Genomic DNA, 14,314 nt, shown 5'->3' on the forward strand with positions numbered 1-14,314 from the left:
AGCCTATCTGCTGTTACCTAATAGGTTTACAAATGCTGATTATTATTCGTTATCGCCTTGTTTACCTTGGTGATCATGCTTTAATGTTTGTACGGTTTTACCAGTCAGATCAATGGTTTCAGGTGCTGTGCTGTTATAACCGGACAGATCCGCTTGAAGGTGAAGCGTAACTTGGTGCACCGCACCACTATCATCTTTACCAGAGACCGTTAAATCTGCTTCTTGATGAGAGATATAATTATTAGCATTTACGGTTGCCTTAATGGATACTTTATCGATTTTGATATCTTGCGTCAGCTGTGGAGCCGCGTTTTTCAAGAAATCTTCTTTGAACGGCAGCTCATTTGCTTTTAAGGCGTCATCATTAGTCTCACCGTCATTCTCTTCTTTGGTTGCTTGTTTAATAGCAATCGGTGCAAGAGCGTTAACTACAGTAGGAATCTGAGCGTTGTCAAGTTGAATGGCGATCTCTTTAGACCCATCTGCTTTCGTATCAACAGCCACATAGTCCTTCAGATTACCAACTAAAGCGTCGATGACCGTCTCTACTTGCTGAGGAATGTCAGTTTCATTCAGCTTTTTCTCGGCTTTGTGTTTCTTTCCGCCTTCTTGTTTCACGAAATACACATCGCTAGCGTTTGATTTAAGTACGGTTTGATCATTTTGCTTATAGAAGCTGAGCGATTGTTGGGTACCATTCGCTAACACATCTGCACTTCCGCTTGCCGTTTTCGTATCCAGGCTCACTTTGAAGCTTCCATTTGCACTTGCAAGCACATTACCGTTATCTTGTAAGGCTGCTGACGCTTGTACAGCTACATTTTGAACGGTTTTGGTGTTTTTCAGAGCAGATTTATAGGCATCATACCCAGATGTACTCGCCAATGCACTAAACCCAGTCGTCACCATGACAATACTACTGATTCCAACAGCGCTACCTAACATTAACCATTTCTTTTTCATTTTTTCCTCCTAATATAGGGATCTTTGAGTGTAGCTCAAAGTCTCTCCGCTTTGGGATCTTTGAGTGGAACTCAAAGTCTGGGCTTACAACTACATCTTAGTCAGCAAAAGTGAAGTGCTTGTGAAGCATTTCTTAAATCTTTCTTAACTCTCTGTCCACAAAAAGAAAAACCCGTTTAGCATCTAAACGGATTTGCATACTGCTTACCTATGAACTGTGAGTTATTATGTTTTATCTTTACTTCCAAATACCTTGAATAGTAGTAACATCAGCTGTACCGCCCAAATAAGGCAGTTTATACATCTCTTCTAACGTACGTAATACATTCAAATGCGTAATATGTTGATCATATTTCGCCGGTTTGATCATAGGTCCTACAAAGATTGTAGGGATATGATTGTCTTTGGAATTATCATCTTCGTCCCACGTTAGAATGAGCAAGCTGTTATGGCTTTGAGCCCAGGTTACATAAGGACCTATATGTTTTTTCAGCCAATCATCTGCGTCTAGAATGGTCCCGTCATGCATGTCATTATCCAAATTAGGGATGACGAAAGAAACCGTTGGCAGTTTGTTAAAGTCTTTAGGGAATTGGTCAAAAGGTTGATTACTCTCTTTGGCAACATTGGAGAAACTCACCCATGGACTGTGTTTTCGGCCATATTGGTGATTCGTACAAGCGGTTGAACCCATCACAGGTAAATCCTCCGAGTAGCCTGCGAAAGAATAGCCTGCCTTAACTAGTTCGCTTGCCAAATTAGCTGTTTTAAATGCATGGCCGCAAGAATTATCTTTAACACCTTGGTCTGAACCGGAAAATAGGACGAAATAATTAGGCTGACTTGGATGTGTTACCGCATAGGAATGAGTGAAGAATGCACCCTGTTCAGCCAACGTATTGATATAAGGAGCTGAGGCATTGCCAATCAATTTCTCATAGGAATGATTCTCTTCTACCACTATAACAACATGGTCGGGTTTACCCCCTTCGGAAACTGCCGGATTAGGCACTTTCGATGGAGCTGAAGCCGTGGACAACGGACTAGGTGAAGGTGTTAAGGTCGGTATTGGTACTTCTTGTGCAACAGGTTTATTCGTATTTACAGGGGAAGCCTTTGGTGATGCAGCGGGAGTCGCTTTTTGAGTTTGTGGTTGGGTTGATGTCGCTACATGACCTTGATCCGGATTGGAACAAGCTGTCACCACTAGCATGAGAAGCGATACTGCCATATATGTTTTTTTCAATTGGTGTCCTCCCTTTATTCCCCTCTTATCAAAGGAATGCATGAATCAAAAATAAAACAGCGAAGATTAGCCCTAATCGCAAATGCCATTTCCGATCAAGTCCTCGGGATCGAAATACCCCTGCAATCGGTACAGGTAATAGGGCAAGTCCTGCGAGCAGTCCACTGATATTAGCAAAGTCTAGCTTGATACCATATAGAAAAGCACCCACGATATGCAAAAAAATGACGCCGATTGCAAGAATGGCGATAGGCGTATGGAATTTCCGAGTTATTCTCAAAAGGGTAATACTACTTCTTTTCAGTATAAGCCATTGTTCCACCCATCGTCTCTGTATAATTGTTTTGAGCACATAGTACGCCAGAACGGCAAATAATAAAATTCTTGCTTGAGATCCATAGTTTTTATATAAACCTTTGAACGTGCGATCATGCCACTGTACAGATGGTGTATGGAACATTGTCCATAAACCAAAAAGTACGATCAACAGTGTAATTCCAAGACTAAGAATCACCCATTTACGGTCCTTCGCCCAGAATGTATTCATAATTTGTTTACCGAAGATTGCGGCGCTTCGTTCCTGCGCCAAATCCTTGACTCGACAGCTTCATACCAATAGATGAATTTCGTCAACCATTTCAGTGCCAGCGACGAACGCCTAAATACCTGATTTATGAGAACCGCGGCAGTAATTCCAATTACAGCACCTGCAATAACATCAGATGGATAATGAACCCCTGTCCATATTCTTGAGAAAGCAATACCTGCAGCTAGTACAAGCCATAACTTGCCATCTTTTCTATGGTGTATCCAAATGGATGTAGCTATTACGAAAGCGCCGATTGCATGGTCACTTGGGAAGGAGGCATTGGCCGGATGAGAGATCAGTTGAATGACATTATGTGTGACAAACGGGCGATCACGGTAGAAGAAATGCGCAAGTAGACCACTGAAAGAAACTGCCACACATGCGGATAGAAGGGATTCAGCGACCATTCTACGCTTGCCATCATGCCTAGTAAACCAATAAATGACAATCCCGATGTAAAACACGTACTCCGCATAAGAAGCTAACAAACGCATAATTGGGTTTAGAATGGGCAGGGTACTCCCGAATTGATTAATAAGTTGAAACCAATGATAATCCAACTGAGTAAAGTTCATCTTCATCATTCCTTTATTTATACTGAATGCTCTAAAAAGAAGCATTTACATTGACTTTACATGATGAAGATGAGAACAAAATGAGAAATGTACTATTTGATAATTTGATTCATAGGTAATTTTATTATAACTGTGGTCCCTTCGTTTTCCTTGCTTCGGATGGTTATTTCCCCCTGATACTTGTGTACGAATTGCTTGGCAATGGACAACCCCAGCCCTGTACCCGCAATCTCTCGATTTCTTGCTTTATCAACACGATAGAACCGATCAAATACATAAGGCAATTCGTCTTGCGGAATGCCTATTCCATGATCTTCTATGGTAATTTGCACTTCATTTATCAATCGTTGTCCCACAATAACGATCCTTCTATCATGCATGGTGTATTTAACCGCGTTATCCAGAATGATCAGAAGAATTTGCTCCAGGTGCAGCGGGCTTATGGATACCAGGGCATCCCTCATTTTCTCCGTATTCACTTGAAATACAAATTCAGGATTGAGAACCTCAAATCTTTTGAGCGTCTCTTGGATAACGGGTTCGATTTGAACGGGCTCATTGATTTCAGAATCGAGGTGAGTTTCTACCATTGTTAGGGTCAGAAGTTCTTCGACGATCCCTTTCAAGCGCCTTGTCTCTTGTAGTGAAGCTTGCAAGGATTCATCTAAGACTTCAGGATTCGATTTACCCCAGCGATTTAAGAGGGACAAGTGACCTTCCAATATCGTGATTGGTGTTCTCAGCTCATGCGAGGCATCCTCAACAAATTGCTTTTGTTGGCGAAAGGAGACTTCCAGCTGATTCATCAATTCATTAAATAGCTGCGCTAAACTGGATAATTCATCTCCATTTTCTATGTTGCTAACGCGCTCCGTCAGTCCTTTCTCCTTCACACTTCGAATTGTAGCTGACAATGCCCGAATTGGGCGCATCAACTGCCTCGCGATAGCTAAGCCACTAATTGCACTTATGAAAACAGCCAATACCCCACCGATCAGCATTACCCAAAATAACGTCTGACTAAAATGATCGAACGTTTCTAGATTACTTGCGAACTCTAAGGTTCCAACAAACTGGGTCGTTATGAATGGACTCCTATAAATGAGAATGTGATCTTCCTGGTGGGTAGTATCATATAATTCTGGTGCTGCCACTGTCCTAGGTGTAACCCAATTTTCATCAAAATGATTCGATACCGTCAGGAGTGGCTCTCCATTCTTTCCGATAATGCGTACTAATTGATTTTTTCCAATCATTTTTTCTATGTAGGGTCGAGCTTCCGTTATCAGCAAGGCATCCATAGTATTGGATTTTTCATGTAAAAAGTCTTGAAGCTGCGCCATACTAACTTGAATTTTGTCTTTCTCTTGATTCATCATCCACTGCTTGAGAACTAAATATTGGGAGAAATTATAGGTTGCAAATAACAGGAAGATGAGTGTAGTTGCTCCTAACATGAGCTTCCATTTGATGGGGAGTTGTCGAATTAAACGAGTTAATCGTTCCATCATCGCATCACGTATCCAATTCCCCGAACCGTTTGAATACAGCTATTCTCGCCAGCTTGATCTAACTTATTCCTCAAATACCTTACATAAACATCGACTACATTCGTCTCCACTAACGAATCATATCCCCATACATGATCCAAAAGCATATCGCGCGTCAGCACGAGATTATGGTTTTTCATGAACATCACTAATAAGTCGAACTCACGTTTAGTAAGCTCAACGATTTGCTTGTCTTTATAAACCATCCGGGCATCCATATCGACATCAATATGTTGAAAAGAAAGCATAGCATGCGAGTCTTTTCCATCGAGTTCGATACGACGGAAAATAGCCCTTATCCTAGCCAATAATTCCTCAATGGCAAAAGGTTTGGGCATATAATCATCGGCACCACTATCTAAGCCTGATACACGATCGACAACACTATCTCTTGCTGTTAGCATGAGAATTGGGGTCTTCTTCGCTGCACGAATACGGCGACAAACCTCAATTCCGTTCAGCTCTGGCAGCATAATATCTAACAATATCAAGTCCCAATGATCTTGAAGGGCTAATGCTAATCCGGTTTTTCCATCGTAAGCTGTCTGTACTTCGAAGGATTCGTGCTCCAGCTCCAGTTGAATAAAACGAACTAGGTTTTTTTCGTCTTCTATAATTAATACCCGTTTCATCGATATCTCCCTTGTCTCGTTAATCCTCTAAGTATAAGCTATTTAGATGAGAAATGAATGAGAATTTCCCTGTAAACCAGTCACTACATAGTTTGAAGAACTGGATATTTTCTTATTCAAAAGCCCCAGAAAACTGGGGCGAATTTATCATGCAGTTAATTGGATTGATTCAAAAGAAACTTTGCATATCGCATTGGTGTTTCATATGTGCGATAAAAAGTCGTTTCTAAGCCTGCTTTTTTAAAGGTATAGCGTTGGTCTCTGCCGTTTACTTCGATCAATTTGATGCGGCCATCCTGATCAACGCCCACATCTAATCCGATATCAGCCATATGAGGCAATTTAACGCCAATATATTGGGCAATTGCCAGAGATACTTGCTGTAATTCTTGCTTCATTTGGGCGGAATTAAAACTACTGGACTCAAACAGCTGCTCGCACCGTTTAACTTTCCCTCCCTTTGCCACATTAGTCACATGACGGCCTGAAGCTGCGACTTTCCCAATCATACCTGTAACTTGCCATTGCCCACTACCTCCACGTTGAACCGATACACGTAGATCATAAGGCCTTTCCTTATAAGTTGCTAACTGGATTGCTTCCTGAATCATGTAATTTTGTTTACCCACTTTCTTCGCAATGAAAGAAATTACTTGCTTCTTGGATACAAGCTTTGGTTTTCCTTTCATCCAATACAGATTCCACCCCCCACTCTCCTGCCTGGATATTTTAATAATCCCGTCACCTATACTGCTGTTTGTTGGCTTGATGAACAGCGAGGAGTACTTCTTCATGGAGTCTTCTAATTTTTCCCGCGAATATTTAATAGAATCAGGCAGATACTTACGCAGCGAATGGTTGGCGTATAAGAGTTGATGTATGCGATGTTTGTCGTAACGATTTTGCCTATTGAAAACGATGCTCGATTGGGAAAGCTCTTTTAACTTTTTTCTTAAATAGGGAGATAAGCTAATGGCTCGGTTATGTGTCACACGAGGAATAGAACGTCTAACAAGCCTATACGCATTATTTTCATAGTAATAACCCAAAGCAGATTTACCGTTTACACGCTGTAAACACATATAAAAAGGCCTTAATCCAAGCATCTTTCCTGCTTTGTTATACAGGGCTAAGCGTTCATTTCCTGTTCTTCCTCTTGCAATACCCAAATAAGTTTCCAAGTCCAATAGGACACCTACCGTAGTACGCATCGAATCACCGCCATTCGAATAATAGAACTATGATAGTGTATGTCCCTCTTACTCTTGCAAACACGGTGGATACCTAAACAATCTAAGTAAAAGACACATTTTAAGTGAAGGGATTATTTACCATATGTCGAATTTATCCAAGGAGTATGATTAAAGGAGGGCACGTATGTCAAAGCGCGTTCAACTGCTTGTCGGCACCAATAAAGGCATTTTCATTTATTCCTCAACGACTGAAAGACGGAACTGGTCCATGCAAGGACCTTTTTTACCAGGATGGGAAGCTTATAGTGTTCTTGGGGATACACGAACAGTAAGTACGTTGTATGCCGGAACATCTCATGCCGCTTATGGAGCAACCATACGTGTGTCCAGCAATGGCGGTGAAACGTGGGAACAGATTGCGGATAGTCCAAGGTACTCTGAGGAGAGCGGTTTTTCACTAAACCGTATTTGGCAGTTGGTGCCTGGTCTTGCGTCTCAGCCCGAAACTCTTTTTGCGGGTGTCGAAGAAGCGGGATTATTCGTTAGCCGCGATAGCGGTCAGACATGGCAAGAGTTAGATGGTTTAACGAAGCACCCCACACGTCCGGAGTGGTTTCCCGGAGCCGGCGGTATGTGCTTGCATACCATTCTCATCGATCCAAGGAATTCGCAGCGCATGTGGATCGGAATATCCGCTGTCGGTGTCTTCCGTACACTTGATGGAGGGATTAGCTGGAAGCCCTGTAACAACGGACTGAACCGAATACCAACAGGTCAGCCTGATGAGCGTGTCGGATACTGTGTGCACAAGATGGTGCTCGACCCAGAAAACTCCGATGTTCTCTATATGCAGGAGCATAGTGGGGTGTTCAAATCCATCGACGGCGCTGACAGCTGGTATCCTATCGAGGAAGGCCTCACACTACGTGACGGCGATGCCCCGTTTGGTTTCCCGATTAGCATTTCACCAACAGGTGATTTATTTCTTATCCCGCTGGAAAGCAGCGAACAACGCTCTATGCGTGACGGCAAGTTAATTGTTTACAGAATGGCACGCGGTGAAGATACCTGGAAGCCTATAGGGGATGTTCTCCCAGAAGAAGAACGACATGTCAGCGTACTGCGAGATGCAATGGCTGTGGATGCTCTTGAGCCTTATGGGCTTTATTTTGGAACAACCTCAGGCGAAATTTACTGCTCATTGGATCGTGGAGAAAGCTGGGAACGCCTTCCAGGACAGTTATCACGAATCCTAACTGTGAAGCCAATGATTTTGGAGGACTAGCATGCTTATTACCGTCAGCGTCCCCTCCTTGCTGCGTGATTGCACAGGGGGAAACGTCAAATTTCAATTGGATGCGCTTACGTTACAGGAAGCACTAAATCAACTTATATCAAGCTATCCCCTGCTGCGCGTTCATCTTTGGACCGAAACCGGACAAGTCCGAAAGCATGTCCTGCTCTATTACAATGATACGAATATCGCATGGCTGGATGACTTAAATTTAACGCTGCAGCAAGGTGATCAGCTCATCGTTTTCCAGGCTGTCTCCGGCGGGTAAAGCAGGACTTTGCCAAGTCAAAGGTTAAGCTTTACTGTCATAATAGAAATGCTTCGCATGAATGCTATCACCGAGCTCGATGATGCCGTAGGAATATTGCGGCTGCCTTCTTTTATCCGTAGGCGAGCCTGGGTTAAACATGAGAATTCCGTTAATCGTTTGCTGGTATGGAACATGGGAATGTCCGAAGATGACGATATCCGGCCGCTCGGCCTGGAACGCTTCTCGGGCTCTTTCCTCTGTCGTTTTGCGAAAGCCGTCTCCATGGATAAGACCAATTCGGTAGTCGCCGAGTGTCAGTATTTTCCTCAAGCCGAATCGTTCAATGATGTCAGATCCGTCATTGTTACCGGCTACAGATTCACAGGGTGCGATTCGCTCAACCAATTCAACAACGTGCTCACTCACCCAATCTCCGGCATGAATAATAAGATCTACACCTTGTAAACCTGCAATTAAGGCATCAGGTAATTTTTGAACCCGAGGTGATAAATGAGTATCCGAAATCACACCAATCCGCATATGGACCACTCCTTCGTAAAATCTGTTAGCTATGAATTCGCTCAAATTAACTTCCCGTTCCAGTAGTAGCTGTCCTCCCGGTATACCCGAAAAGCGATCTCCACCTCAGGAATGCCTAGCGAAAGAACGTGTTTGGTCAGCACGCTAGCATACTCGTCACGTGTTTCTTGCCCTCTCTCGAACCAACCTACTTCAATAAAAGGGTATGTATGGACTTGCTTTCCTTCAAATATAGAGACTGTGGGGAGACATTCCAGCATAAAATTGTCCGTTCCGCACGAGCATACTTGAGCTAGTTCTTCAATTAACGCCGTACTAATGGATTGAATTTGAGGAACACTAATTCCTCTAAAGATCATTTGGGGCATAGGTAACGCTCCTTTGTATTTTCTTAGAAGACTGTTAGCTGCATGCGCAGAGTTAAAAGTAGTGTAGACACTACAGGTCTTATTGTAGCATATTCGATGTTTACCGGGCAGTTTGATACAATATAATCATACGAGCTTGATTACGCCAAGGGGGACAACAATGTGAAAGAACCCATCGTCATACAGAACAAATTAAGAGAAGCTATGGGTCATCTCGAAAAACGGTTCATGGAACGGGAAGAGCTCATTCGTGTCTTACTGCTCGCTATCATGAGTGGCGAACATGTCTTATTGGTTGGACCTCCCGGTTCAGCCAAATCTCAATTAGCACGTGCCGCTGCCGAACTATTCGGTAACGAGCCTTATTATGATTATTTATTGACCCGATTCACAACACCAGACGAATTATTCGGGCCTGTCTCCTTACAAAAGCTTAAAAATGATGAGTATGTAAGGCTCACAGACGGCTACTTACCAAGCGCTCGCTTCGCTTTCCTCGATGAAATATTCAAAGCGAACAGCGCCATACTTAATGCGCTTCTTTCTGTCTTGAATGAACGTGTCTTCTTCAATGGACGGCAGAAGCAGCAATCTCCCCTTCTATTTTTAATGGCAGCATCCAATGAATTACCCGAAGATAACGAACAATTAGCAGCACTGTACGACCGTTTCCTGTACCGATTTGAAGTCGAATATGTCAAGCAAATATCCAGCTTTGAACTCATGTTTCAGGCACCAAACACACCTTTACCTACTCTTTTATCAACGGATTTAGTGAAACAATTAAAATCACAAGCGGCCGAGGTTCAATTGCCAGATGCGCTGGTATACATGCTATTTCAATTGAAGACAGCTCTTGAAGAGAAAGAATATGTACTTTCGGATCGACGCTACCACAAGATTGGCCATTCGTGGAAGATTTCAGCAGCTATCCATGGGCGCAGCGCTGTCAATGTGTGGGATACCGTACTTACCCCGCATATGCTGTGGGATTTCCCTGAAGATTTGGTAGAGCTCAAAGCCATCTTCGACACCTTATTCCAGGACATGCTCAAACGAGAAATGGAACAAGAACTCCCGCTGCTTCAATATAACTTGACGGTTAAGAAATGGTTGGAAAAAGAAGATGAATTACATGCCTTCCAATTCAAAAAAGAAATCGGCGGCGCTTTAAACAAGGATGCAGCCGAGCGATTGAAAGCGACTTTGGAAGATTGCCGAACGGAGCTGGAGGAAACAGCCAGAAGCCTACGCGGCAGACTTGTCTCCTGGCAGGAGAAAGAAAAGAAACTGCCGGAATGGATTGCTTCCCAATCTATCTTTCTGCAGCACCCTGAGCAGTATGCCGTTAAATTTACGCACCTGCGCATTCAGGGAGAGCGTATTTTACAATCCATCCAAGGCTTATATCGCACACTGTTTGACCGGGAAATCCCGGGAATCATATACGACTATACGTTATAAGAGGTTACCTATATGATCATACGCTGCACTCGGGTTGACAGGTATGTGTTCGAGGGCTACGTACACTCATCGCGTGTTGCACAAGAATGGATGCGCGAGGCCGTAAGGCAAGCCCCTTGGTTTACGCTTGAACTTTTTGCTGATTTTTTCATGTGCTTTTATTTAACGAAGCCTGAAGTGGACGGCACTGTAGAGGAAACCCCCTTCCACCGCTGGATGGTCTTAACGCTGCGCAAGCAGTACTTTTATATGTCCATTCACCCACGTACAATCGGACAAGTGAATGCCTCATTCAAAACAGCGCTTAAGGCGCTGATGTGGCTTACCGAGACTTATGAGAAAGAAGTCAAACGCAGACAAAAGGAACAGAAAATGAGCGGCTTCGGCTTCGAGAAGAAGCAGCAGATGAGCGGACAAGAGGAAAAGAGCGTCAGTGAGCGTCTCACCGAGAAGCAAATCGAGAAGCTGAGGCTCGTTGGCTACACGCTGCAGCAAGGGAAGCGCGCCGTCGAAGACAAGCAGGAAGCCGTAGATTCGCGGCCGCTCATCGCGGAGGAGATACGCGCGCTGAAGCAGCGCATTACAGAGCTGCAAAGCGAGATGCGCACCGAGTTCATGAAGCGCGATAAGCTGAAGGCGAAGCTGCGCAAGGCGGAAGAGGAACTCGAGCGCCGCGAGCGGCAGCTGGACCGCATGAGCGCGCGCGACCTCGCGGCCATGAAGGAGATTGAAGCCGAGCTCGGCGACTGGCTCGGACAGGCTTTGAAGGAGACGCTGTCCCTCGAAGAGGCGGACAGCTTCAATGTGCACGAGCTCGTGCAAGCAAGTCAAAGGCTCGCGAACCGGCGCTGGGGCAGCGAGCTGGGGAAATTGCGGCGGCAGACGTTTGAGCACTACGTGCAGTGGATTGAGAAACTGAAGCGCAGCAAGGATCTGGTGTCTTTCTTGCAGGAGGTGGGACGGAACATCCATCACCTTCGGGTGCAGCGTAAGAAGCTGCGCTCGCCTTACGTTCCAGAAGCCTACGATGATTTACGCCAATCTGGCGACATCGCGCATCTGCTTCCGAGCGAAGCCAGCCTGCTCGCTGACGAAGATTTTGAGCCTTACTTTCTCGTCAAATGGATGGAAAATAAGCTCATGACCTACAATTACACCGGCTCTGTTGAAGAGCCGCAGAAAGGCCCTGTTATCTGCATGCTCGATACCTCCCACTCCATGCGGGGCAGCAAGCTGCGGCTTGCGCAGCTGTTTACGGCGACCTTCGCCTCCTTCTCCCTCCTCGAGCGGCGGGACTTCGTCCTGCTCCTGTTCGGAGCGAAAGGCGAGCTCATCGAGCATGTGCTGTCTTATAAGCGGCCGGATTGGGACCGCTTCTATGGTCTGGCTCAGCTCGCATTCGGAGGCGGCACGAACTTCGACGCGCCGCTGAGTAGAGGCATGGACATCGTACAGCACGAGCGGCAGTTTCACGATGCCGACTTCGTGATGGTCACCGATGGTGTCGGCCAAATCTCCAAAGCAACGCTGCAGAAGCTTGGCGCTCTTGGTCAGAAGAAGCAGCTGCGGCTGCATTCGCTCATTATCGGCTCCGCCCGCCAACATCTCGTTCAGAAGTACGAAATTGTCGGCGTTTCTCACCAAGTTAAATTCGCTACAGCCTGGGATGTTCAAGATCCTGTGAAGGATGAGCTTCTGCTGAATGTGTTTGCTAAGCGATAGTGAGAGCTTCAAAATAGCGTAAAAGCCTTCAATCCCACTTGGGAAATGAAGGCTTTTACTTATTTGCTTCAGCTACTTCGTGTCGAACCAGTAAATGCGGGCGGAAGGACCTCGGTGCGAGATATCAACTGATTCATATACTATGAATGGCTATCACTTTCATAATGCCCCCACCTTGAAGCTTCATGAGCGGAACGTCAATGCCTTATTTTGCTCGAAAATCGCTATTTTTACTTACGAAACGGAACGTCAATCACTTATTTCCCTTCGAATGAAGTTAGACTAAACAGTAGACATAGACTAAGGAACAACCTTTATAATAAATTTATCTAATAAAGGTTGAGGTGTCCCCTGTGAGCGAACAAAGAGAAAGTTATGATGAAGAATTTAAACGTAATACGATTGAACACATGGAGTCTTCAGGTAAGAAACCCACACAAATAGCCAGGGAATTAAACATTCCTAAAAGTACCCTAAGTCGCTGGATCAAACGGTATGGCTCGGGTGCGATTGAAACGCAGTCCCAGGTTTTTGTAGATTATGAACGCCTCAAAAAATTGGAAAAACAATACCTAGAACTACAAGAAGAGAATGATATTTTAAAAAAGGCGATGCACTTCTTCACAAAGGACCCGCGCTGATTTACCCGTTTATTTATAAACAACGCTTCCAGTATAGGGTCGAGAAGATGTGCACAATATTAAAGGTTTCTAAAAGCGGATATTACAAATGGATACAACGTGAACCTAGCGCCCGTGAAAAGCGTCTAAAAGTGCTAGAAAAGCAGATTCGAAGTCTGTTTAACTACTATAAAAAGCGTGCGGGAAGTCCGACAATTACGGAAGTCTTAAGAAAAAAGGGAGTAGCTGTTTCTTCCAAAACGGTCAGCCGACTCATGAGAAAACTTGGGTTAAAGTCGATAACGGTTAGGAAAATCAAGGCTACAACAAATTCTAAACACCATTTGCCGGTGTACGACAATGTGTTAAATCGCCAGTTTAAAGCGCTAGCACCGAATAAAGCTTGGGTAACGGATATCACCTACATTGCAACAGGTGAAGGTTGGTTGTATTTGGCCAGCGTAATGGACTTATATTCTCGCAAAATCGTAGGATTTGCGATGGGAGCTCGGATGACAAGGGAGTTAGTTTTAGACGCATTAGAGAAGGCATATAAGCGCCGCAAGCCCGCACCCGGATTAATCCATCACTCTGATCGCGGCTCGCAGTACGCCTGTCATGAGTATCGTAAAAAGTTACAGACCTACCAAATGATTGGCAGTATGAGTCGCAAGGGAAATTGCTACGATAATGCGTGTATAGAATCTTTTCATAGTACGTTGAAAAAAGAATTTGTGTATCAAACAAAATTTAAGACCCGTAAACAAGCTATGAGAGAACTCTATGCCTATATTGAATTTGATTATAATCGACTTCGAGCTCACTCAACTTTAGGGTACGAGTCGGCTCATCATTATGAGCAACTTTACTATAAAAGTCAGTCGGCCTAATACAACGGTTGTTCCTTGATTTTGTGTCTACACTATTGACAGAAGTGCAGAATGCCATATTTTCCACCAAGAACAGCAAAATAACGCCTCCTAGTTCCGTTCACACGAATATTGGCGGATATTTGGACAAATAGCGCCTCCTAGTTCCATTTGCCAGTTCCTTTTGCCGGTCCCTTTAGCTAGTTCCTTCAGCCAGTTCCTATCGCTACTTTTTTATAGGCACAGCCATATAATCCCACATAAAAAGGGGCTGTCCCATAAGGCGTTCATCTTTAGGCTGCCTCTGTTTTCACTGTTGCACTACATGGAAAACCTACCGTTAATTTGGGTATTTCTCATAAAAAGCTAGTTTACATGGAAAATCTCCCGTTATTTCTGATGTTTTCTCGCGGAATAGCGATTCCCCCTTAAATTAGAG

General features: G+C 44.3%; 13 protein-coding genes and 1 pseudogene. 5 read left to right on the forward strand and 9 right to left on the reverse strand.

The window, feature by feature from the left end:
- Positions 1–42 precede the first annotated feature (42 nt).
- The 7 genes from GC098_RS23210 to GC098_RS23240 all read right to left on the reverse strand — a co-directional run bounded on the left by GC098_RS23210 (position 43) and on the right by GC098_RS23240 (position 6,766).
- Positions 43–963, reverse strand: a complete 921-nt coding sequence (locus tag GC098_RS23210) for a hypothetical protein (RefSeq protein ID WP_171645581.1) — start codon at positions 961–963, stop codon at positions 43–45.
- Positions 964–1,201: 238 nt separating this feature from the next.
- Entirely contained in the window at positions 1,202–2,209 is a 1,008-nt protein-coding gene (locus GC098_RS23215) for an alkaline phosphatase family protein (RefSeq protein ID WP_171645582.1), read from the reverse strand.
- A 28-nt stretch (positions 2,210–2,237) separates the two neighbouring features.
- Positions 2,238–2,756, reverse strand: a complete 519-nt coding sequence (locus GC098_RS23220; protein ID WP_171645583.1) for a hypothetical protein — start codon at positions 2,754–2,756, stop codon at positions 2,238–2,240.
- Positions 2,753–3,382, reverse strand: coding sequence for an undecaprenyl-diphosphatase (locus GC098_RS23225; protein ID WP_216625390.1), 630 nt, complete (start codon positions 3,380–3,382; stop codon positions 2,753–2,755). Before GC098_RS23225 ends, GC098_RS23220 begins: the two co-directional genes overlap by 4 nt.
- Before the next feature lie 83 nt (positions 3,383–3,465).
- The gene (locus tag GC098_RS23230) at positions 3,466–4,881 is read right to left on the reverse strand and encodes a HAMP domain-containing sensor histidine kinase (RefSeq protein ID WP_171645585.1); all 1,416 of its coding nucleotides are present in this window, start codon (positions 4,879–4,881) and stop codon (positions 3,466–3,468) included.
- Positions 4,881–5,555, reverse strand: coding sequence for a response regulator transcription factor (locus tag GC098_RS23235; RefSeq protein WP_171645586.1), 675 nt, complete (start codon positions 5,553–5,555; stop codon positions 4,881–4,883). Before GC098_RS23235 ends, GC098_RS23230 begins: the two co-directional genes overlap by 1 nt.
- A 155-nt stretch (positions 5,556–5,710) precedes the next feature.
- Positions 5,711–6,766 (reverse strand): YheC/YheD family endospore coat-associated protein, encoded by a 1,056-nt coding sequence (locus GC098_RS23240; protein WP_171645587.1) that lies wholly within the window; start codon positions 6,764–6,766, stop codon positions 5,711–5,713.
- 166 nt (positions 6,767–6,932) lie between these two features.
- On the opposite strand from GC098_RS23240, the gene GC098_RS23245 reads away from it, so the two are divergent.
- Both GC098_RS23245 and GC098_RS23250 read left to right on the forward strand, forming a co-directional pair.
- Positions 6,933–8,033 carry a WD40/YVTN/BNR-like repeat-containing protein gene (locus GC098_RS23245; protein ID WP_171645588.1) on the forward strand — a complete coding sequence of 367 codons (1,101 nt, stop codon included), beginning with the start codon at positions 6,933–6,935 and terminating at the stop codon, positions 8,031–8,033.
- A gap of 1 nt (position 8,034) precedes the next feature.
- On the forward strand, positions 8,035–8,310 hold the full coding sequence (locus GC098_RS23250; protein ID WP_171645589.1) for a MoaD/ThiS family protein: 276 nt from the start codon (positions 8,035–8,037) through the stop codon (positions 8,308–8,310).
- Positions 8,311–8,334: 24 nt separating this feature from the next.
- Here the strand turns inward: GC098_RS23250 and GC098_RS23255 are convergent, their stop codons facing one another.
- Together GC098_RS23255 and GC098_RS23260 are read right to left on the reverse strand one after the other, a co-directional pair.
- Complete coding sequence (locus tag GC098_RS23255) at positions 8,335–8,832, reverse strand: metallophosphoesterase family protein (RefSeq protein WP_171645590.1); 498 nt, start codon at positions 8,830–8,832, stop codon at positions 8,335–8,337.
- A gap of 41 nt (positions 8,833–8,873) precedes the next feature.
- Complete coding sequence (locus tag GC098_RS23260; protein WP_171645591.1) at positions 8,874–9,200, reverse strand: DUF1904 family protein; 327 nt, start codon at positions 9,198–9,200, stop codon at positions 8,874–8,876.
- Between the two features lie 162 nt (positions 9,201–9,362).
- Between GC098_RS23260 and GC098_RS23265 the strand changes: the two genes are divergently transcribed.
- From GC098_RS23265 to GC098_RS23280, 3 genes and pseudogenes are all read left to right on the forward strand, one after another.
- The gene (locus GC098_RS23265) at positions 9,363–10,664 is read left to right on the forward strand and encodes an AAA family ATPase (protein WP_312880288.1); all 1,302 of its coding nucleotides are present in this window, start codon (positions 9,363–9,365) and stop codon (positions 10,662–10,664) included.
- Between the two features lie 12 nt (positions 10,665–10,676).
- Complete coding sequence (locus GC098_RS23270) at positions 10,677–12,386, forward strand: vWA domain-containing protein (RefSeq protein WP_171645592.1); 1,710 nt, start codon at positions 10,677–10,679, stop codon at positions 12,384–12,386.
- A 410-nt stretch (positions 12,387–12,796) separates the two neighbouring features.
- Positions 12,797–13,896 (forward strand): annotated as a pseudogene (locus GC098_RS23280) (IS3 family transposase).
- Positions 13,897–14,314 lie beyond the last annotated feature (418 nt).

This window comes from Paenibacillus phytorum, from assembly GCF_013141715.1.
GTDB classification, from domain to species: domain Bacteria; phylum Bacillota; class Bacilli; order Paenibacillales; family NBRC-103111; genus Paenibacillus_E; species Paenibacillus_E phytorum.